The following is a 22383-nucleotide window of genomic DNA, read 5'->3' on the forward strand; positions in this document are numbered from 1 at the left end:
GTGCGTGGAGATCCTGCTCTGGCTCGTGCCCTCCGTCGTCGTGACGGCGGTGGCCATGCTGTGGGTGTCGTGGGTCAGCCGGGACGGGCGCGGCGAGGTCGACCGCGACGTCGCCGCCCAGCGGCTCGGCAGGGCCATCGCCAAGGACCTGCCGGCGGGCACCCGCCGTACGCCGCCGCAGGCGCGCGACCGCAGCACCGGCATCGCCGTGCGGCCCAGCCACGGGGCGGGCCCGGGGGAGGGCTCCCACGGCGGCGCCACCCGTCGCGCGTCGTAGTTGCGCCGGTTTGAGAGAGTTGCGCCCATGAGTCAGCGGACCAGGGCGGGCCTGCTCGCACTGTGCCTCCTGGCCGTGCTGTGGGGCACTGCAGCCTTCGTGCCGCTGCCCTACGTCACCTACTACCCCGGACCGACCGTCGACATCCTCGGCACGGGCGACGACGGTGAGGAGACGGTGCAGGTCACCGGCCACGAGGCCTTCTACGACGAGGGCGAGCTGCGGATGACGACCGTCTACGTCAGCTCGCCGCAGGAGGACGTGACCCTGCCCGACCTGCTGAAGGCCTACTTCGACCCCGACGCCGCGGTCTGGCCGCGGTCCTCCATCTACGCCCCGGACGAGACCGACGAGTCCAGCGACCGCCAGTCCGACCTGGCCATGATGTCGTCGCAGGACACCGCCATCGCGGCGGCGCTCACCGAGCTGGGCGAGGACCTCGACCCGGTCGTCGAGGTCCTCGACGTCACGCCGGGGCTGCCCGCGGACGGCAGGCTCGAGGTGCGCGACGTGCTGCTCGAGGTGGGCGACACCACGATCACCGAGGCCCAGGACGTCGTCGACGCGGTCGAGGGCGCCGAGGTGGGCGAGCCCATCCCGTTCGTCGTACGCCGCGACGGCGAGCGCGTGCGCGTCGAGATCACGCCGGAGGAGGTCGACGGCAGCCCGCGCGTCGGCATCACGCCCGCCGAGGGCTTCGACTTCCCGTTCCAGGTCAGCGTCGCCATCTCCGACAACATCGGTGGCCCGAGCGCCGGACTGATGATGTCGCTGGCCATCTACGACACCCTCACCCCCGGGTCCATGACCGACGGCGCCGACATCGCCGGCACGGGCACCATCACCCCCGCCGGCGAGGTGGGACCGATCGGCGGCATCCAGCAGAAGATCGCCGCCGCCCGCGACGCCGGCGCGCAGCTCTTCTTCGTGCCGGCCGACAACTGCGACGGCATCGGGGGAGTCGACCCCGGCGACATGCGGCTCGCCAGGGCCACGACCATGAGCAGCGCCGTGACGACCCTCGCCGACTGGGTCGACGATCCCGACGCCTCCCTTCCCAGCTGCGAGGACACCGCTTCATGACCGAGACCCCGGACACCCCGGAGACGCCCGACCTGCCCGACGTCCCCCCGCCCGGTGCCCTCCCCGAGGACCCGGCGCTCGCCGCGGCCGTGCTGGAGATCGAGGCGCACGTCGCCCAGGACGGGTGGGACCAGCCCGCCCGGCTCTACGCGCTGGTCGACACCGCCGAGCTGATCGCGCAGGAGCCCGCCCTCGCCGCGGTCATGTCGATCGACGGACCCGGTGACGAGGGGTCCTTCACCCCGATCGAGCAGGAGGGGCTGCCGCCCGGGCAGGCCCTCGAGGACGCGCTGCCCTCGATCGCGTGGCCCGAGAGCGTGGCCGGCTGTGCGGCCGTCATCGAGCGGCTGGTCCTGCCTCCCGAGGTCGACGACGAGATCCCCGACGACCCGACCGCCGCCGAGCTGTTCGCCCGGGAGCACCCGCACCGCCAGGAGGTCCGCATGGTCGCCGGCGTGACCCGGGCCGGCGCGTCGTACTGTGCCCTCCGGTTGCGCGCCCACGACGACGAGCAGTCGGTCGTCAACGGCACCGAGCTGGTGCCCGGCCTCCTCGACCTCCTCCACGCCACGCTGCACGACACCGACCCCGACGCCCAGTCGGACACACCCCACGAGACCTCTGAGCAGGGGCCCGCATGAGCAATCCGTTCGACCGACCCAGCGGACCGAACGGTCCCGACGGCCCCCAGCGGCCCGGCGGACCGGGAGGACCGGGAGGACCGGGCGCCCAGCGCCCGGCGGCCACGTCGCGCCGTCCCGGTGCGCTCGTCATCACCGCGATCATCCTGGTCCTCGGGTTCATGCTCCTGAGCGGCTTCGCCTCGTTCTGGACCGAGCGGCTGTGGTTCGGCTCCGTCGGCTACAGCGGTGTCTTCACGACGCTGCTGCTCACTCGCATCGGGCTCTTCCTCGTCTTCGCGGGGCTGATGGCGGCGACCGTGGCGCTGTCCATGGCGATGGCCTACCGGTTCCGCCCGGTGCTGTGGCCCGGCATGCCCGGGATGCCCGACGACGGGATGGACCGCTACCGCCAGGTGCTGGCCCCCCGCATGGGCTGGGTGATCGCGGGCGCCTCGATCGTGATGGGCCTGTTCGCCGGCGCCTCGGCGACCGGGCAGTGGCGCAGCTACTCCCTGTGGCGCCACAGCGAGTCCTTCGGCACCACCGACCCCTACTTCGAGAAGGACGTGGGCTTCTACGTCTTCGAGCTGCCGTTCTGGCACTACCTCGTCGACTACGTCATGGCGCTGGCCGTCGTGGGCCTGCTCGCGTCGGTGGTGATGAACTACCTCTTCGGCGGCATCCGGCTCTCGGCGCGGCCCGGCGAGCGGCTCACGAGCGCGGCCCAGATCCAGGTGTCGGCGCTGCTGGCGCTGTTCGTGCTCGCCAAGGCCGTCGACTACTGGCTCGACCGCTACGACCTGGTCACCAACTCGGGGTCCATCTTCACCGGCATGGGCTACACCGACGACAAGGCGGTGCTCCCGGCGAAGGAGATCCTCGCCGGCATCGCGATCGTCTGCGCCCTGCTCTTCCTGGCCAACATCTGGCGCCGCACGTGGCTGCTCCCGTCCGTGGGCGTCGCGCTCTTCGCGCTCTCGGCGATCATCCTGGGCCTCATCGTCCCGACGCTCGTCCAGGCGATCCGGGTCAACCCCAACGTGCCGGACCGTGAGGGCCCCTACATCGCGGCCAACATCGAGGCCACGCGCGCGGCCTACCAGCTCGACCAGATCGAGACCCGGCCCGTGGGCGGCGGCGCGCAGGTCGACGGCCGGCTCGAGGCCCTCGACGGCGTCACCGACGGCGTACCGCTGGTCGACCCCCAGATCGTCAGCGAGATCTTCGAGCAGCAGCAGCAGGTGCGGGCCTACTACTCCGTGCCCAACGTGCTCGACGTCGACCGCTACGAGATCGACGGCCAGGACCGCGCCGTCGTCCTCGGCGTGCGCGAGCTCGACCAGAGCGGACTGGCCGAGGGCGACCAGAACTGGTCGAACCTCCACACCGCCTACACGCACGGCAACGGCGTCATCGCGGCGTTCGCCAACCAGCGTCCCGAGGACGACTCGACCCAGCAGACCGGCATCCAGTGGGCCGAGGGCGCCGAGGCCGACGAGGACACGCTGACCCGGCTCGCCGGGCCCGACGGCTACGAGACGCGGGTCTACTTCGGTGAGCAGAGCCCGACCTACAGCATCGTGGGCCTCGACCCCAGCGGGAACCCGGTCGAGTTCGACCTGCCGCAGGGCGACCGCAGCGAGGAGGACGTCGCGACGACGTACGACGGCAAGGCGGGCGTGCCGATCGGCAACCTCGTCAACCAGCTGCTCTACGCCGTGCGCTTCAGCGAGCCCAACCTGCTGCTGTCGAGCCGCGTCCACGACAACTCCAAGATCCTCTACGACCGCGAGCCGCGGCAGATGGTCGAGAAGGTGGCGCCGTGGCTCACCGTGGACTCCGACCCCTACCCCGCAGTGGTGGACGGCCGGATCCAGTGGATCCTCGACGGCTACACCGTCACCGACAAGTACCCCCTCTCGCAGCGCGAGTCGCTGGAGGAGATGACCGACGACTCCCTGCAGGAGAACACCGGCTTCCAGACGCTGCCGACCGACGAGATCAACTACCTGCGCAACTCGGTGAAGGCGACCGTCGACGCCTACGACGGCACGGTGTCGCTCTACGCCTGGGACGAGGAGGACCCGATCCTCAAGGCGTGGCAGAAGGTGTTCCCCGACGTCGTCCAGCCCAAGGACGCCATCCCGGACGCGCTGACCGAGCACCTGCGCTACCCCGAGGACCTCTTCAAGGCGCAGCGCTACCAGTTCCAGCGCTACCACGAGACCTCCGCGTCCGCGTGGTTCGAGGGCTCGAGCCGCTGGGAGGTGCCCAGCGACCCGCAGCTCACCAGCCGCCTGCAGCCGCCGTACCGCCTCTTCACCGACACCGGCGAGGGCGAGACCTGGTCGCTGACGTCGGTCTACGTGCCGCGCGACAAGGAGAACAACCTCGCGGCCTACATGGCGGTCAACAGCGACGCGACGAGCGAGGACTACGGCAAGGTCTCGGTGCTCGAGCTGCCCAACGAGCCGACCGGCGGGCCGCTGCAGATCGCGAACACGTTCTCGACCAACGAGGACGTCAGCCAGGCGCTCCTGCCCTACACCACGGGTGATGCCGACCGGGTGCCCGGCAACCTGCTGACGCTGCCGGTCAACGATTCGTTCATCTACGTGCAGCCGGTCTACACCCGTCGCGACGGTGAGTCGAACTTCCCGATCCTGCGGTTCGTGCTCGTCTCCTACGAGGGCCGGGTGGGCATCGGCACGACGCTCACCGGCGCCATCGAGGACGCCCTGCTGGCGGAGGCCACCTCCGGGGACGAGACCGAGGAGCCCACGGAGGAGCCGACCGGCGAGCCCACGGAGTCGCCGGGTGCGTCGCCGACCGAGGAGCCGTCCGAGGAGCCCACGACGCCGTCGGGCAGCACGCAGCAGCAGATCCGCGAGCTGCTGCGCCAGGCCGAGGCGAAGTTCTCCCAGGCCGACGCGGCCCAGCAGGCGGGCGACACCGTGCGGTGGGCGCGCCTGATGGAGGAGGGCCGCGAGCTGATCGAGGAGGCCGTCCGGCTGGCCGGCTGACCCCCGATTTGGGCTCCACCCCCCGCCCCTGTAATGTTCTGTTCACCGACGCGGGGTGGAGCAGCTCGGTAGCTCGCTGGGCTCATAACCCAGAGGTCGCAGGTTCAAATCCTGCCCCCGCTACAAAGAACAGGGCCCGACCCGCGGAGACGCAGGTCGGGCCCTGTTGCTGTCCGCCCGAGGCCTCGCACTGGTCGCCCGAAGGGGCTGTCCGTCGGGTGGCGCGCGTCACGTGGCCGCCCGGAATGTTGAAGCAGATCGGGCCGTTGTGAAGGACAGCTGGTCCGAGATCTTGCCCCCGGGCCTCACCCTTCGCCGCTACGAGCGGCCACCCGCCGAGAGGCGGCAGACGGACCAGCGAGCAGCACCGCGAGACCGCCCGCCGGGTAAGCCCCGGTCCGGGCGGTCACGTGTTTCCGGGCCAAGGTGTCGTCAGCGTGGCGCCTCGCGCAGCGGCGTGGTTGTCGCGGGGACCACGCTGCCGCGATGCTGTGCGCATGGATCCGCGCGGACTCGACCTGCGCCGGCTGCTGATCTTCCGGGAGGTGGCGGTCGCGGGGTCCCTGGGCGCGGCGGCCCGCTCCCTGGGGTGGACGCAGCCGGCGGTCAGCCAGCAGGTGCGCGCCCTCGAGAGGGAGCTCGGGTGCCCGCTGGTCCTCAGGACGTCGAAGGGCGTTGTCCCGACCGCTGCCGGGGAGCTGGTGCTCGCGCGGGCACAGCGCATCGCCGAGGAGGTCGACGCGTTGCGCGGCGAGCTCGCCGAGCGCGCCGCCGGCGCGAGGTCGGTGGTGCGCATCGCGGCCTACCCCTCGGCATCGGCCACGCTGATCCCGCGCGTGATGGCGGCGCTGCAGGACACGGAGCCGGACATCACCACCGAGCTCGTCGAGGCCGAGCCCCCCGAGGCCGAGGTGGCGCTCCTGGCCGACGAGGTCGACCTCGCGCTCGTGTTCCGCTACCCGTCGGAGAGCGCGACCGCGGGGGGTCTGCACTGGCTCCCGCTCTTCGAGGAGCGGATGGACCTCGTCATCGGCGGCGACCACCCGCTGGCCGCGCGGGCTGCGGGCAGGGACGCGCCTCCTACGGTGGCCGACCTCGCCGAGCAGACCTGGGTCGCCGGCTGCGAGCGCTGTCGGCGCCACGTGACGGAGATCTGTGCGGCCGCCGGCTACGCCCCGACGATCCGCCACGCCACCGATGACTACGTGCTCGTCCAGAACATGGTCGCGGCGGGACTCGGGGTCGCGGTGCTCCCGCAGTCGGCGCTGAGGGCGTTCCGGCACCCCGACGTGGTGGTCGTGGCCGGTCCCTCCTTCGGACGGCGCGTGTGCGGCCTGGTCGTCCGCGACGAGCCGGTCGGCGAGGCGACCGAGGCGCTCGTCAGGGCTTTCCGCCCCGTGCGGGACCGGTCGCTCGAGGAGCCCGCCGACGCCTGAGCACCGGGGGCTCAGGCGCGAGCGCCGAGCCAGCCGAGGAGCGCGTCGGCCGTCCAGGCGGCGTCCTCCATGTGGGGCAGGTGCCCCACGCCCGCCCTGGTCCGGAAGTCCCACCGCTCCGGCACGCTCGCGTGTGCCCGCACTGACGTGGCGAGCCGGGTGGCGTCGTCCAGCGGGACCTTCAGGTCGTCGTGCCCCTGCAGCCACAGCGTCGGCACCGCGACCTCCGCGAGCCGGTCGCGCCACTCCAGCGGGCGGGCCAGCAGGTCGATGGTGCCGAGGATCGCGTTCCACTGGGTGCGCCGGGCAGCGGCCGCGTCCGGGGCGGAGGCCCGGACCTCCTGCTCGGCGACCGAGGCGGCGAGCGCGGCGGCAGGGACGCGGTCGGTGTGGGGCGTCGCCTCCGCGACCTGGCGCACCACGAGGTCCGCCGGCGCCGTGCGTCGCAGCTGCCGGTCCACGAGCCCGCGGACCAGCGACGTGCCGAGGACCGCCCGTTTGGCCGCCAGTCCACGGTCGCGCGCCGCGTCGGTGCGGTGGGGCACCGGCGGAGCCAGCAGCACCAGCCGGTCCACCGTCTCCGGGTGCGCGAGCGTGTGCAGCACGGCGAGCACCCCGCCGAGCGAGTGGCCGACGAGGACGACCGGTTCGTCGACGCGGGTGGCCACGTAGGTGGCGACCAGGTCGAGCTGCTCCTCGACCGCGGCCGAGGCTGACAGCTCCGGCCGGCCCGAGCGCGTGCCGCCATGACCGAGGAGGTCCAGCGCGACGACCCGGTGGCGCTCCGCGAGGAGCGGGGTGACCGGGCCGAAGTTGAGGGCCGACCCGCCGAGGCCGTGCAGGCAGAGCACAGTCGCGACCTCCCCGGTCCCGGCACCCGGGCCGGGCCGGACCCAGGCGTGCACGGGGCCGCCGATGTCGACGGTGGTCGAGGTGGCGCCGTACGGCGTCCGGATGTCGTGGCTGTCGTCGGGCATGGTGCTCCTTCTCGGTGCGGTCACGGACGGTCAGGGCCGTTGCTGGTGACGGTGGCGGCGAGGGCCAGGTCGACGGCGGCCAGGGCGTGCAGGGCCATGGAGTCGATGAGCGGCACGGGACAGTCCTCCTGGCGCAGCAGCAGCTCGATCTCGGTGCAGGCCAGCACGACCGCTTGGGCGCCGGCGTCGGCGAGGTCCGCCACGACCCGGGCGTACGCCCGTGCCGACTCCTCGCGGACCGTGCCCTGCGTCAGCTCCTCGAAGATCACGCGGTCGACCATCGCCCGGTCCTCCGCGCCCGGGGTGAGGCAGCGGACGCCGGCAGCGGCCAGCCGGTCGCGGTAGAAGGGCTCCTCCATCACCCAGCGCGTCGCCAGGAGGCCGACGGCGGTCAGCCCCCGCCCGAGCGCCTCCGCCGCGACGATGTCGGGGATGTGCAGCACGGGGACGGTCACTGCCGCCGCCACGTCGTCGGCCACCTTGTGCATGAGGTTCGAGCAGATCAGCAGCACGTCTGCGCCGGCGGCCTCGCAGTCCCTGCCTGCCGCGGCGAGCATCCTGCCGGCCGCGGGCCAGTCGTCGCGCAGCTGGTGCTCGCGCACCGCCGCGAAGTCGACCGAGCGCATCGCGATCTCGGCCGAGCCGTGCCCGCCGAGCCTACGCTGCGTCTCCTCGTTGATCGTCCGGTAGTACTGGGCGGTGGAGTACCAGCTGAGCCCGCCGATGAGACCTGTCGTGTGCATGCCCCAAGCATCTGCCCGCCGGAGCCGGTCCGGTAGCCCTCGCCTCGTTGGCAGCGTCCCAAGCCGTGCTTGGGACCATCGCCCGGCGCCACCTTGCCGCTGCTAGGTTCGGGCTGGTGCGGCGGGTGCCGCGACGCCCGTCGAGGGCGGCGATCCCCAGGAGGAGCAGCAGTGAGCGTTGAGGTGGTCGACGTCCCCGAGCGTCAGCGGTTCGAGGCCCTCGTGGACGGCACCCTGGTCGGGTTCGCGGCCTACCAGACGACGTCCGAGATGGTCGTGTTCACCCACACCGAGGTCGACTCGTCGGTCGAGGGCCAGGGAGTGGGTGGCGCACTGGTGCGTGGAGCCCTCGACCAGGTGCGCGGGGCGGGGCTGCGGGTGCTGCCCATCTGTCCCTTCGTGCAGGCCTGGATCGGGCGTCACCCCGACTACGCGGACCTCGACTACCGACGCCCGCCGAGCAAGGTGACCGACTGACCCGAAGGTCGGGTCAGCGCGACGCCCGGTCGAGGTAGTGCAACACGGCCGTCACGCGGCGGTCGGCGTCGTCGGAGGGCGGCAGGTCGAGCTTGGCGAAGATCGAGCGGATGTGCTTGTGCACCGCGCCCTCGGTCACGACCAGGGCCTGCGCGATCGAGGTGTTGCCGCGCCCCTCGGCCATCAGCGCCAGCACCTCCCGCTCGCGAGCGGTGAGCCGCGACAGCCGCGCGTCCGGGCGCGCCACCAGCTGGCCCACCACCTCGGGGTCGATCGCCGTCCCGCCGCGGGCGACGTGCTCGAGGGCCTGGACGAACATCTCCACCCGCCCGACGCGCTCCTTGAGCAGGTAGCCGAGACCGGCGCTGCCGTGGGCGAGGAGCTCGGTGGCGAACGCCTGCTCGACGTAGGCCGACAGGACGAGCACGGGCAGCCCGGGCCGTCGCCGGCGCGCCTCGACGGCGGCCCGGACGCCCTCGTCGGTGTGCGTCGGGGGCATGCGTACGTCGACGACCGCGACGTCGGGCTCGTGTTGCTCCACGGCGGCCAGCAGCAGCTCGCCGTCGCCCACCGCGGCGACGACGTCGTGGCCCTCGGCGAGCAGCACGGCGCTGATCCCCTCACGCAGCAGCGGGTCGTCCTCGGCGATCACGATCCGCACGGGACCACCACCCGCAGCTCGGTCGGGCCGCCCGGCGGGCTGGTCAGCGACCAGCGGCCGTCCATCGCCTCGACCCGGTGCCGGATCCCGGACAGCCCGGTGCCGACGCCCTCCCTCGCACCGCCGGCGCCGTCGTCGCGGACGACCGCCTCGACGACCTCGGAGCCGTCGTCGGCCGCCCGCAGGCGTACGTCGACGTGGGCCCGCTCGGCACCGCTGTGCCGGGCGACGTTGGTGAGGGCTTCGGCGACCACGAAGTAGATGGTGGCCTCCACCGACGCCGCGCTGCGCACCGGGACGTCCACGGTCGTGGTGCACGGCACCGGGCTCGCGGCGGCGAGCCCCTGCAGGGCGCCCGCCAGGCCGCGGTCGGCGAGCACCGGCGGGAGGATCGTGCGCACCACGGCGCGCAGCTCGGCGAGGGCGAGCTCCGCCGCGTCCTGCGCCTGGCCGAGCAGCTGGTCGGTCGCGGCCGGACCCGTGGTCGCCAGGCTGCGGCGGGCCGCGCCGATGAGCACCGTCGTGGCCACGATGCGGTTCTGCGCACCGTCGTGGAGCGAGCGCTCGATGCGCCGCAGCTCGGCCGCGTGGGCGTCGAGCGCGGCGGCGCGGGTGCGGGTCAGCTCCGCCACCCGCATCGTCAGGTCGCCGGGGTCCTGCCCGAGCAGCCGCCGCGCGACCCGCAGCTGCCGGCGCGCCGCGACCGGGGCCAGCAGGACGGTGGCGGACGCCCAGCAGGCACCGAGGAGGACGACGCCTGGCACGCCCGACCACTCGCGGACGACCCAGAACCCCAGCGAGGGGCTCGCCCAGCCGTCCGGCAGGGTCCACCACCACAGCGGGAACGTCAGGTCGCGCGCGGCGGAGAACGGGGCGAGCACCGCCAGGAAGCCGACCACGTTGCCGGCGACGGCGTGCCGCGCCAGCCACGCCAGCTCCGACCGGGTGGCGGGGTCCCGGAGCGCCTCGCCGAGGCGTACGGGCCGGACCGCCGGCGCCGCCACCTCGACGCCCCAGCGCCCGAGCCGGGCCCGCTCGCGGTCGGCCAGGCCGTGCACCAGACCGAGGGTGGTCGCGGCGGTGAACCAGCCCAGGGTCACGGCCCACACCAGCAGTCCGAGCGCCAGCAGCGCGGTGCCGAAGCCGCCCAGCAGCTGCTCCAGGGACCGGAGGGTGCGCCGCAGGGCGGGTCGGACGCGCGCTGTCGTCGCCACGGTGCTGCTCCCTCCTGCCGACCGGCCCGGCGACCGGTCATGCGTGCTCGTGCGGATGTGCCGGCCACCGCACCGTAGGGGGAGCGACGTGCTCGGCCCAACACCTGCGGGCCAGGAGTAGTGCCTGCTGTACCAACCGCTCGGCAGCCAGCGGGATCGATCGCCGGCGCGGGAACGACGACGGTTGAGGGACACATCGACACCCCATCCGAGGAGATCACCATGTTCCGTCGCATGTCCCGCACCACCGCCGTCGCCCTGACGGTGTCGGCCGTCGCCGTGTCGGTCACCAGCAACGTCGTCGCCGCGAAGGCGGCCCCGGCGCCGGATGGTGCCGGGCACCACGCCGCGACGTCCACCCAGGAGCGGCTCGACCGGCTCGTGTCCCGCACCGGCTTCCCGGGAGTCATCGCCACCGTCCGCGGGGCGGACGGGAAGGTGCGCACCTGGACCGCCGGCAGCGGCGACCTCGCCACCGGTGCCCCCGTCCCGGCGGACTCGCGGGTCCGGATCGCCAGCAACACCAAGATGTTCACCGCCACCGTCGTGCTCCAGCTGGTGGGGGAGGGCCTCGTCGAGCTGGACGCGCCGGTCGAGCGCTACCTGCCCGGGGTCGTGCGCGGCGGTGGCAACGACGGACGGCGCATCACCGTGCGCCAGCTGCTGCAGCAGACGAGCGGGCTGCCCGACTACGACTCGCTGGTGATCGAGGCCGGCGGCTCGCTGAGCGCCGTCGCGCACACCTACTTCGAGCCGCACGACCTGCTCGACGCGGCACTGGCCGAGGGGCGGGACTTCCGCCCGGGCACGCGCTGGGCGTACTCCAACACCAACTACGTCGTCCTCGGCCTGCTCGTGCAGCGCGTCACCGGCCGCCCGGTCGGGGAGGAGATCGCCCACCGGATCATCGAGCCGCTCGGCCTGCGCGACACCTACTGGCCGCGCGCCGGCGAGCAGCGGATCCGCGGCAGCCACCCGCACGGCTACCTCGCCGCCGAGCCCGGCGCGCCCGGCGCGCCGTGGGAGGACATCACCCGCATGGACCCGTCCCTCGGCTGGGCCGCCGGCCAGCTGGTGTCGACGCCGGCCGACCTCGGCGCCTTCATGGGCGCGTTGGTGGGTGGCGAGCTCCTCGAGCCCGCGCAGCTGGACGCGATGCAGCAGACCGTGCGGGCGCCCGGCTTCGACGCCGAGCCCGGCTGGCGCTACGGCCTGGGCCTCGCCAGCCAGCAGCTCGACTGCGGCGTCGTGGGCTGGGGCCACGGCGGCGACATCCAGGGCTTCGAGACCCGCAACCTCGTCACCTCCGACGGCCGGTGGGCGGTCGTGGCCGTGACGGCGCTGCCGACGAGCTTGGAGATGCTCGCCGACGTGAGCGGCACGGTCGACGACCTCGTCTGCGGGGCCTGACGCGACGCGGGCCCCACTCCCTATGGGTGGGGTCCGCTTGCCCTCCGAAGCCGTCCGTGGTTCGTTTACAACGTAAACCCGCCGCGACGGCGTGCCGCCCGTGAGCCGGTCGACCCGTTCGCCGGCAGGCGCTCGGTCGCGCTCCCAGCCCTGTGCGGAGCGCGCCGGGTGCTGTCGCGGTGTCCCCCGGACCAAGGAGAAACGCATGCAAGAATCACTGGAGAACGGCCTGCGGAGCGGGTTCAGCCTCATCGCCGAGTTCCTGCCCAAGCTCGTGCTCTTCCTGATCATCCTCGTCGTCGGCCTCCTCGTCGCGAAGGCCATCGGCAAGGCGCTCAACGCCGTCCTGGAGCGGGTCGGATTCGACCGCGCGGTGGAGCGTGGAGGTGTGCGGAAGGCGCTGGAGAACTCCAAGATGGACGCGAGCGACATCGTCGCCAAGCTCATCCACTACACGCTCGTGCTGTTCGTCCTGCAGCTCGCCTTCGGGGTGTTCGGTCCCAACCCGATCAGCGACCTGCTGACCCAGGTGATCACCTTCCTGCCCAGCCTGATCGTCGCGATCATCATCCTCGTGGTCGCCTCCGCGATCGCCGCTGCGGTCAAGGTCCTGGTCGAGGGCGCCCTGGGCGGCCTGTCCTACGGCAAGGCACTGGCCAACGTCGCCTCGATCTTCATCCTCTTCCTCGGCGTGGTCGCCGCGCTCAACCAGGTCGGCGTCGCCACGACGGTGACGACCCCCGTGCTCGTCGCCATCCTCGCCACCGTCGGCGGCGTGATCGTGGTCGGTGTCGGTGGTGGCCTGATCAAGCCGATGCAGCACCGCTGGGAGGGCTACCTGTCCCGCGCCGAGGAGGAGGCTCCCCGCATCAAGCGCGAGGCCGCCGCCGCCCCGAGCGTCGGCGAGCGGGCGCAGCAGGCGACCTCCAGCCTGCGCACCGGCACCGGCTCCGGCACCGGCTCCGGCACCGCTGGTGGCTCCACTGCCGCCGGCGGGACGTACGACCCCACGTACAACTCGACCTTCGGTGCTCCGGGGACCGACGGCACGCCGCGGACCTGACACCCGGTCAGGCAGCCAGCGCCCGCGCGTCGTCGGTCTCCCCGACGGCGTCGCGGGCGCCGCTGCGCTCGGCGCCGATGCCGGCCGCCACGACCAGCGAGATGCCCGCGATCGCGATGCCGTTGGGCACCTGGCTCAGCGCCAGGAACCCGATCACGAGGGCGAAGGCCGGCTCGAGGGCCATCAGGGTGCCGAACGCGGCGGTGGTCAGCCGTCGCAGGGCGACCAGCTCGAGGGCGAAGGGCACGACGGGCAGCAGGATCGCCAGCCCGAGGCCCTGGAGCAGCAGCTCCGGCGTGAGGTGGCCGACGACGCCCGGCCCCGCGACGACCGTGGCCACCAGCGCCGCGACGGGCATCGAGATCGCCAGCCCGCCCAGGCCGCTCACCGCGTCGCCCACCCGCTGCGTCAGCAGGATGTACGCCGCCCAGCACAAGGCGGCACCGAGCGCGAAGGCCACGCCGAGGGGGTCGGCGGCGCCCGTCCACGGCTGGGTCAGCAGCACGACCCCCGCCGCGGCGACCAGGGCCCAGGCGCGCCCGACGCCGCGGCTGCGCCACACGGCGACCCCCAGGGGTCCCAGGAACTCCAGGGCGCTGGCGGTGCCGAGGGGCAGCCTCGCGATGGAGGCCATGAACAGGAGCGTGACGCCGGCGGTGACGACGCCGAGCGCCGTGCCGGCCACCAGGGCCTCGCGGCTGTAGAGCCCCCGCCGCGGGCGGACGATGACCAGCAGCAGGATCCCCGCCCAGAAGAGCCGCAGCCACGCCGCGCCGGACGCGCCGACGTCGTCGATCAGGCCGACGGACGCGGCCAGCCCGAGCTGGACGCAGAGCATGGAGGCGACAGCCATCGAGGCACCGGTGCGGGCGGGGGAGAGGGGCATGCCTCCAGTAGAGACGACGCCCACCGTTCGCGTCCACGTGACTTTGTTGGACATATCGTTCGTCATCCCGACACAATCGGGGGATGGACGTGCGGCGACTCCGGATGCTCCTCGAGCTCTCCCGGCTCGGGTCGATGCACGAGGTGGCGGACGCGCTCGGCACCACGACCTCGAGCGTCTCCCAGGGCATCGCCGCCCTCGCCCGCGACGTCGGGAGCCCGCTCCTCGAGCCGGACGGCCGGCGCGTCCGCCTGACGCCGGCCGGGCGACGGCTGGCCGACCACGCCGTGACGATCCTCGCGGCGGTGGAGTCGGCCCGGCTCGACCTCGACCCCGCCGCCGAGCCGGTCGGCGTGCTGCGGGTGGCCGGGTTCGCCTCGGCCGTGCGCCGCTCGCTGCTCCCCGCGATCGACGACCTGCAGCGCACCCATCCCGGCATCGAGGTCCGCGTCCTCGAGTACGAGCCGCTCGAGGCGTTCGGGCTGCTCGCGCGCGACGAGGTCGACCTCGCGCTCGTCTACGACTACGACCTCGCGCCCGCCGACTGGCGCGAGGACCACGAGGTCGTGCCGCTGTGGCAGGTCGAGTGGGGCGTCGGCGTGCCCACCCGCGACCGCGGGCTCACGCTCGCCGACCTCGCCGACCGCGACTGGATCATCAACTCGCGCAACACCGCCGACGAGGACGCACTGCGCACCCTCGCCTCACGGGCCGGCTTCGTCCCGCGCATCGCCCATCGCATCGACGCCCTCGAGCTGGTCGACGACCTGGTGGTCGCCGGCCGGGGGGTGGGGCTGCTGCCGCGCGGACGCGCGTCGCGGCGCGGGGTGAGCGTCGTACGCCTGCGCGACCCCGGGCTGTGGCTGCGCGCCTACGCCGTCACCCGGCGCGGCCGCGCGACCTGGCCGCCGCTGCGTGCGGTGACCGAGCGCCTGGCGACCGGCTGAGTACCCGCTGATTACAGGGGGAGGACCGGGCCGGCGTCAGCGGACGAGGCTGTTGCCGTGGACGGCGGCGAGCCGCGCCTTGACGCTGAGCAGCGTCTCGATGATGAGGTCCTCGCGGCCGTTGTCGAGGCGGCTGATCGGCACGGCGACGCTGAGGGCGTCGACGGCCTGGTGGCTGAAGGGCAGGGCGACGCCGAAGCAGCGCACGCCCATGCACGACTCCTCGCTCTCGGTGGCGTAGCCGTGGATCTCCGCGCGCTCGATGATCTCGAGGACCGCGTCCTTGTCGGTGGTGGTGTTGGGCGTGATCGCGCTGATGTGGTCGGGGACCATGTCGCGGCGCTCCTCCAGGGGCAGCTCGGCGAGCAGCGCCCGGCCCAGGGAGGTGGCGTAGGCGGGCAGGCGCCGGCCGACGGCGGAGTGCATCCGCAGCGGGTGCATCGACTCGCGCTTGGCGGTGTAGATGACGTCGTGGCCGTCGAGGCGCCCGAGGTGCACGGTCTCCTCGGTGGCCGCCGCGACCTCGTCGAGGACCGAGGCGGCACGCGCGAGCACGGGGTCGCCGTCGAGGTAGGCCGAGCTCACGACGAGGGAGTGGATCCCGAGCTGGTAGACGCTGCCGGTGGGATCGGTCTGCAGCCACCCGCGGTCCACCATCGTGCGCAGCAGCGCGTGCAGGCTGCTCTTGGGGATGCTCAGCCGGGTCGAGAGCTGCAGCTGGGTGCCGGGGCCGTTGGCGGCGATCTCGTCGAGCAGGTCGAGCGCCCGGGCGGCCGACTTGACCGGACCGGCGGCGGTGGGCGGAGCGAGCTCCTTCTGCAGCGTCATGGACTCGTCTCCCCGTGATGGTGCGGGGCTCCGTGCCCCGTCGTGCTCGATCGTAGCGCGAGTTCGCATACATGGACAGTGGTCCAGATGCTTGACCAGTGACGGGCGTCACGTATACGCTGAACTCAGTTCACATAGACGAACGCAGTTCATAACACCGAGGAGTGTTCCCGTCATGCAGGTGCGATATTCCACGTCTCCGACCAGTGCGGAGACTGCCACCACGGCAGACCTGCGCGACACCTTCCTGGTCCCGGACCTCTTCGTCAACGGTGAGGTCCACGCCACCTACACCCACGAGGACCGCATGGTGATCGGCGGCGCGGTGCCCGGCACGGGGCAGCTCGACCTGCCGGCCTGGACCGACGTCCTCGGCACCGAGTCCCACCTCGAGCGCCGCGAGCTCGGCGTCATCAACGTCGGCGGCGCCGGCCACGTCATCGTGGACGGCGAGAAGTTCGAGCTCGAGCACCTCGACGGCCTCTACGTCGGCCGGGGGAGCGAGGTCGCCTTCGCCGGCGAGGAGGCCGCCTTCTACTTCGTGTCGGCCTCGGCCCACGCGACCTACCCCGCCACCCTCCTGAGCCACGAGCAGGTCGAGCCGGTCGCCCTCGGGTCGCCGGAGGCGGCCAACGAGCGCAGCCTGTTCCGCTACGCGTGGGGCCAGGACCTCGAGACCTCCGTCCTCCAGTTCGGCGTCACCGTCATCGCCGACGGCTCGGTGTGGAACACGTTCCCGCCCCACCTCCACGCGCGCCGCACCGAGGTCTACTGCTACGTCGACCTGGCCGAGGACGACCGCGTCTTCCACTTCATGGGCCAGCCCGGGCACACCCGCCACCTCGTGGTGCGGAACCGCCAGGCCGTCATCGCGCCGCCGTGGTCGATCCACGCCGGCGCCGGCACCGGGTCGTACGCCTTCATCTGGGCGATGGCCGGTGAGAACAACTGCTACACCGACCTCTCGCCCGTGGCGGTGGACGACCTGTGACCCAGCTCGCCCCCTCCTCCTCCCGGTCCGGCTCCCCGTCGCCCGCCACCGACGGCGCCCGCTCGCCGTTCGACCTGCACGGCAGGTGCGCGGTGGTGACCGGTGCCGGTCGCGGCATCGGGCGCGCGGTGGCCCTCGGCCTCGCGCAGGCCGGCGCCGACGTCGTGCTCCTCGGTCGCCCCGGCGCCCAGGACGCCACGCGTGACGCCGTGCAGGAGCTGGGCCGGTCGGTCGACGTGGTCGACCTCGACGTGAGCGACCACGACGCCGTCGAGCGCGTGGCCGCCGAGCTGGCCGCCGAGCGCCAGGTCGACGTCCTCGTCAACAACGCCGGGATCATCGACCGCGAGGACAGCGTCGACGTCGACCGCGCGTCGTGGGAGCGGGTCCTCGACGTGAACCTCACCGGGATGTTCCTCCTCTGCCAGGCGCTCGGGCGTCCGATGGTCGAGCGCGGCCACGGCAAGATCGTCAGCATCGCCAGCCTGCTGTCCTTCCAGGGCGGCGTCCGCGTGGTGTCGTACGCCGCCAGCAAGCACGGCGTCGCCGGCGTCACCAAGGCGCTCGCCAACGAGTGGGGACCGCACGGCGTGCAGGTCAACGCGATCGCGCCCGGCTACATCTCCACCGACAACACCACCGCCCTGCGCGAGGACCCCGACCGCTCGCGGTCCATCCTCGAGCGGATCCCCGCGGGCCGCTGGGGCTCGGCCGACGACATCGCCGGCGCGGCGGTCTTCCTCAGCTCGTCGGCCGCCGACTACGTCAACGGGCACGTGCTCGCCGTCGACGGCGGCTGGATGGCCCGCTGACCCACCCGGTTCCCCGCACCACCCCCACCGCACCATCCCTCACCCCGCCGCACCACCCCACCGCACCACCCCTCACCGCACCACCACTCGGGGCAGTACCTGACCCAGTCAGTCCCACCGCCGGACAACCGGCTCCGAAAGAGAATGAGGATCGACCATGAAGTTCACCTCTCGACCGACCGCAGTCGTGCTCGGCCTGACCCTGGCAGCTGCCGCCCTCGCCGGCTGCAGCGAGGAGGCCGGTGGCAGCGGCGGTGGCGGCTCCGAGGCTGGAGCCTGCGCGCCCGAGGACGTCACCCTGGTGGGCCAGGTGCGCAACGAGTCCAACCCCTACGAGGCTTCGTGGCTCGACGGCGGCGACGCCTTCGCCGAGCAGGTCGGCCTCGAGCAGCAGCGCCTCACCTACGACGCCGACTCGACCAAGCAGCAGGAGCAGATCACCCAGCTGCTCGCCGGCAACACCGACTGCCTCGTCATGAACATCCTGCCCAACGGCGACTCCGACACCCTGCCGATCGTCGAGGGTGCCGAGGAGGCCGGCGCCTACCTCGTCACGCAGTGGAACAAGCCGGCCGACGTCAACGTCACCGACTACGACCAGTGGCTGAGCCACATCACCTACAACGGCGTGGAGTCCGGCCAGCAGATCGGCGACGCGCTCGCGGAGGCCATCGGCGGCTCGGGCGGCATCATCGCCCTGCAGGGCATCCTCGACACCGGCGCCGCCAAGGACCGCTTCGCCGGGCTCGAGGCGTCGCTGGAGGCCAACCCCGACGTCGAGCTCCTCGACGACCAGACCGCCAACTTCTCGCGCGACGAGGCGCTGGCCGTCACCAAGACGCTCCTCACCAAGCACGGTGACGACGTCAAGGGCATCTGGGCCGCCAACGACGACATGGCGCTCGGCGCGCTCGCGGCGCTCGAGCAGGCGGGCCGGGACGACGTCGCGGTCGTCGGCATCGACGCCGTCCCGGACGCGCTGACCGCCATCGAGGACGGCGCCATGACCGCGACCGTCTCCTCGGACGGCCCGTGGCAGGGCGGCATCGGCCTGGCCATCGGCTACTGCGTGGCCACCGGTGAGCTCTCCGTCGACGACATCGCCGACGAGGACCGCGCCTGGTTCGCCGAGCAGTTCCTCATCACCGGCGACAACGTCGGCGAGTTCACCGCTCCCGAGGTGGACGAGTCCGACTTCGCGTGCGACAACGTCTTCAGCCGGTCGCAGGGCCCGATCTCGTGACCATGACATCCCCCGCCAAGGCCGACGACGAGGTCGTGATCCCGCCGCGCCCCCAGCCTCGGCGGGGGGTGTCGCTCCGGGACGCTGGTCCCCCGATCGCGCTGGTGGTCATCGTCGGCATCTTCTCGGTGCTGAGCCCTGACTTCCGCACGGTCGGCAACGTGCAGAACATCCTGGACGCGGCGGCGGTCCTCGCCGTCGTCACCTGCGGCATCTCCTTCGTGCTGATGATGGGGTCGATCGACCTCTCGGTCCCTGGAGTGATGGGGGCCTCCGCGATCGCGGTCGCCCTGCTCGTCGCCAACAACCGCAACGGCAACGACTGGGGACTCCTCGGCGTCCTCGTCGCGGTCCTGCTCGGCTCGGCCCTCGGCTGCCTGAGCGGCATGGCGCTGGTGACGCTGAAGGTCCCGTCCTTCATGACCACTCTCGGTGTGTCGGCCGTCGGGCTCGGCGTCGCGACGCTGCTGTTCTCCGGCGTGCAGCCCAACATCTCCGACGAGATGCTGCGCAGCTGGGCCGTCAGCCGCTTCCTGGGCCTGGCCTACCTGACGTGGATCGCCGTCGGCTGCGTGCTCGTCGGCTGGCTCGTCCAGCGCTACTCGCGCCTGGGCCGCTACGCGTACGCGATCGGCGGCGCCGAGGAGGTGTTGTCCCTCTCCGGCGTGAAGGTCGCCCCCTACAAGGTCGCCGTGTTCACCCTCGCCGGGTCGTTCTACGGGCTCGCGGGCGTGCTGGTGACGAGCCAGCTCAGCGCCGGGCTCGTCCAGGCGGGCAAGGGCTACGACTTCGCGGCGATCACCGCCGCCGTCGTCGGTGGCACCCTGCTCACCGGCGGTCGCGGGGGAGTGCTCCACTCCGCCGTCGGCGTCCTCCTCGTCACCGTCCTGACCAACGGCCTCGTGCAGATCGGGGTCAGCCCCTACTGGCAGGGCGGTGTCCAGGGCCTCATCGTCGTCGCGGCCGTCTCGGCCGCGGTCATCCCCCAGCGTCGTAGGAACCAGGTGACCAAGTGACCACCGACCTGCAGCTCCAGCCCGACGCCCCGGCGCCGGCTCCCGTCCCCGCCCTCGAGGTGCGCGGACTGGTCAAGCACTACCCGGGCGTCAAGGCGCTCGACGGCGTCGACCTCGTCGTGCGCCAGCACGAGGTGCTCGGCCTCGCCGGCGAGAACGGCGCCGGCAAGTCCACGCTCCTCAAGGCGCTCGTCGGCCTGGTCCGCCCCGACTCCGGCGAGATCTGGGTCCGGGGCGAGAAGGTCCGCCTGCGCAGCGTCGTCGAGGCCGCCGACCACGGCATCGGCATGGTGTTCCAGGAGCAGTCGCTCGTCCCCAACCTCACCGCCGCGGAGAACATCGTCCTGGGCAGCGAGGGCGCCGGCGTGCGCCGCGGGATCTACCGCTGGGACACGATGCGCAAGCTCGCGCAGGCCCAGCTCGACAAGATCGGCTCCCACATCGACCCGCTGGCGCGCACCGACATGTTGACGTTCGCCGAGCGGCAGATGGTCGAGATCGCCAAGGTCCTCCGCATCGAGGAGCGCACCTCCCACCCGCCCGTCATCATCCTCGACGAGCCCACCTCGGTGCTGGAGTCCAAGGAGATCGAGACGCTCTTCACCCAGGTCCGCCGGCTCCGCGAGTTCGCGTCGGTGGTCTTCGTCTCGCACCGCCTCGACGAGGTGCTCGACGTGTGCGACCGGGTCACCGTGCTCCGCGGCGGGCAGTCGGTGGGCGAGGTGGCCACCGCGGGCGCCGCGCCCTCGGAGCTGCACCGCATGATGATCGGCTCGACGGGCTCCGACGACCACTACCACGCGGGACTCTCGGAGCGGACCGCGGCGGAGGCCGAGCCCCGCCTGGTCGTCACCGGGCTGTCCGGCAGGACCTTCCGCGACGTGGACCTCGAGGTCAGGGCCGGTGAGATCGTCGGCATCGTCGGCGTGCACGGCTCGGGGCGCGAGGACGTGTGCCGCGCGCTCTTCGGGGCCGAGCCCACCCTGGCCGGCGAGGTCACCCTCGACGGCCGGAAGCTCGACCTGTCCGGCACCCGGGCCGCCGTGGCCTCCGGCGTCGGCTACGTGCCCGCCGAGCGCAAGATCGAGGGCATGGTCGGCCCGATGTCGGTCGCCGACAACATGACCCTCACCAAGCAGAAGTCGCGCTGCGCCGGCCCGATGGTGGTGCCGCAGAAGCAGGCCACCCTGGTCGACAAGTGGATCGAGCGGCTCTCGATCCGCACCCCGCACCGCGGCACGCAGATCGGGCGCCTGTCCGGCGGCAACCAGCAGAAGGTCGTCCTGGCGCGCTGGCTGGTGGCCGGCGACATCCGCCTGCTGCTCCTCGACCACCCGACCCGCGGCCTCGACATCGGCGCCCGCTCGGAGGTCTACCGGCTGATGCGCGAGCTCGCCAACAGCGGCGTGGCCACCGTGCTCCTCGCCGACAGCCTGGAGGAGGCCATCGGGATGTCCGACCGGATCATCGTGATGAGCGACGGTCGGGCGACCGCCGAGGTCGCGTGCCCCCACGGCGGCAAGCCGACCCCGCTCGACCTGGTGAAGGAGATGGTCTGAGATGAGCACACCGGTCCTCACGACCCCCGAGTCCAACCCGGCGGCCGAGCCCGCCATCGTCAAGGGCGGTCCCACCGTCGGCCAGCGCGTCACCTCGTTCATGCCGCTCATCGCGCTCGTCGCGCTGCTCGCGGCCCTCACGGTCGCCGACCCCGACTTCATCACCCAGCGCAGCCTCACCGCCGCCGTACGCACGTCGGCCCCGCTGGTCGTGCTCGCGGCCGGTGCCACGCTGGTGGTGCTGTGCGGTGGCATCGACCTGTCGATCGCCGCCCTCTGCTCCCTGTCGACGGTGTTCTTCGCGATGTGGTTGCCCGACCTCGGTGGCCTCACCGTGCTCGGCGTCATCGCCGCGGCCGGCGCCATCGGCGCCGTCCAGGGCATCGCGCACGTGCTGCTGAGGATCCCGTCGTTCGTCGTCACGCTCGGAGGCATGAGCATCTTCTCCGCGATCGCGCTCGTCATCTCCGACGCCGGGCCCATCCGGGTCGTCGACCGCGACGCCACGAAGTGGCTCAACCTCTACGTCGCCGGCTACGTCCCGATGTCGTTCTTCGTCGCGCTCCTCGTCGTCGCGGTGATCTCGCTCGTCATCAAGCTCACGCCGCTGGAGAGCTTCGTCCGGGCCACCGGCTACTCGGAGTCGGCCGCCCGGCTGGCCGGCACGCCCGTCGACCTGGTGAAGGTCGCCGCGTTCACGGTGTCGGGCGCCTGTGCCGGCCTCGCCGCCGTCATGCTCGCCTCCCGCAACTTCAGCGGCAGCCCCACGATGGCCGACAACCTGCTGCTCCCCGCGGTGGCGGCCATCGTGGTCGGCGGCACAGCCATCACCGGCGGTCACGGCTCGCTGTGGCGCAGCCTCGCCGGCGCCCTCGTCGTCACCCTGCTCCGGGTGGGCCTGCCGATCGTCGGCGTCCCGTCCGCCTGGGAGCAGATCCTCTACGGCGCCATCATCGTCGCCGCCGTCGCGCTCACCCTCGACCGGTCGAAGGTGCTGATCATCAAGTAGCAGCCCGACCCCGACCGCCACCCTGACCTCCAACCCCCCCGATCGCCCCGACACCCGACACCCGATCCACGATCCGCCACGAACCCCGCCACGAACCCGGAAGGC

The 22383-nt window shown here is 72.7% G+C and carries 21 protein-coding genes and 1 tRNA gene; 16 read left to right on the top strand and 6 right to left on the bottom strand.

Annotated elements, in window-relative coordinates; genetic code table 11:
• The first annotated feature begins 4 nt into the window (after positions 1-4).
• The 6 genes from SHK17_RS05980 (at position 5) to SHK17_RS06005 (ending at position 6442) form a co-directional block, all read left to right on the top strand.
• Positions 5-277 (top strand): hypothetical protein, encoded by a 273-nt coding sequence (locus tag SHK17_RS05980; RefSeq protein ID WP_322921442.1) that lies wholly within the window; start codon positions 5-7, stop codon positions 275-277.
• A 27-nt stretch (positions 278-304) separates the two neighbouring features.
• Positions 305-1360 (top strand): YlbL family protein, encoded by a 1056-nt coding sequence (locus SHK17_RS05985; protein ID WP_322921443.1) that lies wholly within the window; start codon positions 305-307, stop codon positions 1358-1360.
• The gene (locus SHK17_RS05990) at positions 1357-2001 is read left to right on the top strand and encodes a PPA1309 family protein (RefSeq protein ID WP_322921444.1); all 645 of its coding nucleotides are present in this window, start codon (positions 1357-1359) and stop codon (positions 1999-2001) included. The genes SHK17_RS05985 and SHK17_RS05990 overlap by 4 nt, the downstream gene beginning before the upstream one ends.
• The gene (locus SHK17_RS05995; RefSeq protein ID WP_322424668.1) at positions 1998-5006 is read left to right on the top strand and encodes a UPF0182 family membrane protein; all 3009 of its coding nucleotides are present in this window, start codon (positions 1998-2000) and stop codon (positions 5004-5006) included. Before SHK17_RS05990 ends, SHK17_RS05995 begins: the two co-directional genes overlap by 4 nt.
• 49 nt (positions 5007-5055) lie before the next feature.
• A tRNA-Met gene (locus tag SHK17_RS06000) sits at positions 5056-5129 on the top strand.
• 374 nt (positions 5130-5503) lie between these two features.
• Positions 5504-6442: a LysR family transcriptional regulator gene (locus tag SHK17_RS06005; RefSeq protein ID WP_322921445.1), complete on the top strand. Its 939-nt coding sequence runs from the start codon at positions 5504-5506 to the stop codon at positions 6440-6442.
• Positions 6443-6453: 11 nt separating this feature from the next.
• Here the strand turns inward: SHK17_RS06005 and SHK17_RS06010 are convergent, their stop codons facing one another.
• Both SHK17_RS06010 and SHK17_RS06015 read right to left on the bottom strand, forming a co-directional pair.
• Positions 6454-7419: an alpha/beta fold hydrolase gene (locus SHK17_RS06010; RefSeq protein WP_322921446.1), complete on the bottom strand. Its 966-nt coding sequence runs from the start codon at positions 7417-7419 to the stop codon at positions 6454-6456.
• 20 nt (positions 7420-7439) lie between these two features.
• Positions 7440-8162 carry an aspartate/glutamate racemase family protein gene (locus SHK17_RS06015; RefSeq protein ID WP_322921447.1) on the bottom strand — a complete coding sequence of 241 codons (723 nt, stop codon included), beginning with the start codon at positions 8160-8162 and terminating at the stop codon, positions 7440-7442.
• A gap of 171 nt (positions 8163-8333) precedes the next feature.
• On the opposite strand from SHK17_RS06015, the gene SHK17_RS06020 reads away from it, so the two are divergent.
• A complete protein-coding gene (locus SHK17_RS06020) occupies positions 8334-8639 on the top strand; it encodes a GNAT family N-acetyltransferase (protein ID WP_322424664.1) in 306 nt (101 codons plus the stop codon).
• Between the two features lie 13 nt (positions 8640-8652).
• Here the strand turns inward: SHK17_RS06020 and SHK17_RS06025 are convergent, their stop codons facing one another.
• Together SHK17_RS06025 and SHK17_RS06030 are read right to left on the bottom strand one after the other, a co-directional pair.
• Positions 8653-9300, bottom strand: a complete 648-nt coding sequence (locus tag SHK17_RS06025; RefSeq protein WP_322921448.1) for a response regulator transcription factor — start codon at positions 9298-9300, stop codon at positions 8653-8655.
• On the bottom strand, positions 9288-10514 hold the full coding sequence (locus SHK17_RS06030) for a sensor histidine kinase (RefSeq protein WP_322921450.1): 1227 nt from the start codon (positions 10512-10514) through the stop codon (positions 9288-9290). The genes SHK17_RS06025 and SHK17_RS06030 overlap by 13 nt, the downstream gene beginning before the upstream one ends.
• A gap of 222 nt (positions 10515-10736) precedes the next feature.
• Here SHK17_RS06030 and SHK17_RS06035 point away from each other — a divergent pair, with 222 nt between their 5' ends.
• Both SHK17_RS06035 and SHK17_RS06040 read left to right on the top strand, forming a co-directional pair.
• Positions 10737-11924, top strand: coding sequence for a serine hydrolase domain-containing protein (locus SHK17_RS06035; RefSeq protein WP_322921451.1), 1188 nt, complete (start codon positions 10737-10739; stop codon positions 11922-11924).
• 205 nt (positions 11925-12129) lie between these two features.
• The gene (locus SHK17_RS06040; RefSeq protein WP_322921452.1) at positions 12130-12987 is read left to right on the top strand and encodes a mechanosensitive ion channel family protein; all 858 of its coding nucleotides are present in this window, start codon (positions 12130-12132) and stop codon (positions 12985-12987) included.
• A 7-nt stretch (positions 12988-12994) separates the two neighbouring features.
• On the opposite strand, the gene SHK17_RS06045 is transcribed toward SHK17_RS06040, so the two are convergent.
• Positions 12995-13873 (bottom strand): EamA family transporter, encoded by an 879-nt coding sequence (locus SHK17_RS06045; protein WP_322921454.1) that lies wholly within the window; start codon positions 13871-13873, stop codon positions 12995-12997.
• An 83-nt stretch (positions 13874-13956) separates the two neighbouring features.
• Between SHK17_RS06045 and SHK17_RS06050 the strand changes: the two genes are divergently transcribed.
• Entirely contained in the window at positions 13957-14820 is an 864-nt protein-coding gene (locus SHK17_RS06050) for a LysR family transcriptional regulator (RefSeq protein WP_172270586.1), read from the top strand.
• Between the two features lie 36 nt (positions 14821-14856).
• Here the strand turns inward: SHK17_RS06050 and SHK17_RS06055 are convergent, their stop codons facing one another.
• On the bottom strand, positions 14857-15648 hold the full coding sequence (locus SHK17_RS06055; protein WP_172270587.1) for an IclR family transcriptional regulator: 792 nt from the start codon (positions 15646-15648) through the stop codon (positions 14857-14859).
• Positions 15649-15823: 175 nt separating this feature from the next.
• Between SHK17_RS06055 and kduI the strand changes: the two genes are divergently transcribed.
• The 6 genes from kduI (at position 15824) to SHK17_RS06085 (ending at position 22278) form a co-directional block, all read left to right on the top strand.
• On the top strand, positions 15824-16639 hold the full coding sequence (kduI, locus tag SHK17_RS06060) for a 5-dehydro-4-deoxy-D-glucuronate isomerase (RefSeq protein ID WP_322424657.1): 816 nt from the start codon (positions 15824-15826) through the stop codon (positions 16637-16639).
• Entirely contained in the window at positions 16636-17451 is an 816-nt protein-coding gene (gene kduD / locus SHK17_RS06065; protein ID WP_172270589.1) for a 2-dehydro-3-deoxy-D-gluconate 5-dehydrogenase KduD, read from the top strand. The genes kduI and kduD overlap by 4 nt, the downstream gene beginning before the upstream one ends.
• 157 nt (positions 17452-17608) lie before the next feature.
• A complete protein-coding gene (locus SHK17_RS06070; protein WP_172270590.1) occupies positions 17609-18694 on the top strand; it encodes a sugar ABC transporter substrate-binding protein in 1086 nt (361 codons plus the stop codon).
• Positions 18695-18762: 68 nt separating this feature from the next.
• Complete coding sequence (locus SHK17_RS06075; RefSeq protein ID WP_172271710.1) at positions 18763-19710, top strand: ABC transporter permease; 948 nt, start codon at positions 18763-18765, stop codon at positions 19708-19710.
• Positions 19707-21269: a sugar ABC transporter ATP-binding protein gene (locus SHK17_RS06080; RefSeq protein WP_322921455.1), complete on the top strand. Its 1563-nt coding sequence runs from the start codon at positions 19707-19709 to the stop codon at positions 21267-21269. The genes SHK17_RS06075 and SHK17_RS06080 overlap by 4 nt, the downstream gene beginning before the upstream one ends.
• Position 21270: 1 nt before the next feature.
• Positions 21271-22278 carry an ABC transporter permease gene (locus tag SHK17_RS06085; RefSeq protein WP_322921456.1) on the top strand — a complete coding sequence of 336 codons (1008 nt, stop codon included), beginning with the start codon at positions 21271-21273 and terminating at the stop codon, positions 22276-22278.
• The last annotated feature ends 105 nt before the right edge of the window (positions 22279-22383 follow it).

This window comes from Nocardioides renjunii (assembly GCF_034661175.1).
GTDB lineage: Bacteria > Actinomycetota > Actinomycetes > Propionibacteriales > Nocardioidaceae > Nocardioides > Nocardioides renjunii.

What these genes read in the sequence shown, in the direction of transcription:
- SHK17_RS06070 (WP_172270590.1), top strand. Translation starts at nt 17,609, where the DNA reads ATGAAGTTCACCTCTCGACCGACCGCAGTCGTGCTCGGCCTGACCCTG.
- SHK17_RS06040 (WP_322921452.1), top strand. Translation starts at nt 12,130, where the DNA reads ATGCAAGAATCACTGGAGAACGGCCTGCGGAGCGGGTTCAGCCTCATC.
- SHK17_RS06035 (WP_322921451.1), top strand. Translation starts at nt 10,737, where the DNA reads ATGTTCCGTCGCATGTCCCGCACCACCGCCGTCGCCCTGACGGTGTCG.
- kduI (WP_322424657.1), top strand. Translation starts at nt 15,824, where the DNA reads ATGCAGGTGCGATATTCCACGTCTCCGACCAGTGCGGAGACTGCCACC.
- SHK17_RS06045 (WP_322921454.1), bottom strand. Translation starts at nt 13,873, where the DNA reads ATGCCCCTCTCCCCCGCCCGCACCGGTGCCTCGATGGCTGTCGCCTCC.
- SHK17_RS05995 (WP_322424668.1), top strand. Translation starts at nt 1,998, where the DNA reads ATGAGCAATCCGTTCGACCGACCCAGCGGACCGAACGGTCCCGACGGC.
- SHK17_RS06055 (WP_172270587.1), bottom strand. Translation starts at nt 15,648, where the DNA reads ATGACGCTGCAGAAGGAGCTCGCTCCGCCCACCGCCGCCGGTCCGGTC.
- SHK17_RS06015 (WP_322921447.1), bottom strand. Translation starts at nt 8,162, where the DNA reads ATGCACACGACAGGTCTCATCGGCGGGCTCAGCTGGTACTCCACCGCC.
- SHK17_RS06085 (WP_322921456.1), top strand. Translation starts at nt 21,271, where the DNA reads ATGAGCACACCGGTCCTCACGACCCCCGAGTCCAACCCGGCGGCCGAG.
- SHK17_RS06010 (WP_322921446.1), bottom strand. Translation starts at nt 7,419, where the DNA reads ATGCCCGACGACAGCCACGACATCCGGACGCCGTACGGCGCCACCTCG.
- SHK17_RS06005 (WP_322921445.1), top strand. Translation starts at nt 5,504, where the DNA reads ATGGATCCGCGCGGACTCGACCTGCGCCGGCTGCTGATCTTCCGGGAG.
- SHK17_RS05985 (WP_322921443.1), top strand. Translation starts at nt 305, where the DNA reads ATGAGTCAGCGGACCAGGGCGGGCCTGCTCGCACTGTGCCTCCTGGCC.
- SHK17_RS05990 (WP_322921444.1), top strand. Translation starts at nt 1,357, where the DNA reads ATGACCGAGACCCCGGACACCCCGGAGACGCCCGACCTGCCCGACGTC.
- SHK17_RS06050 (WP_172270586.1), top strand. Translation starts at nt 13,957, where the DNA reads ATGGACGTGCGGCGACTCCGGATGCTCCTCGAGCTCTCCCGGCTCGGG.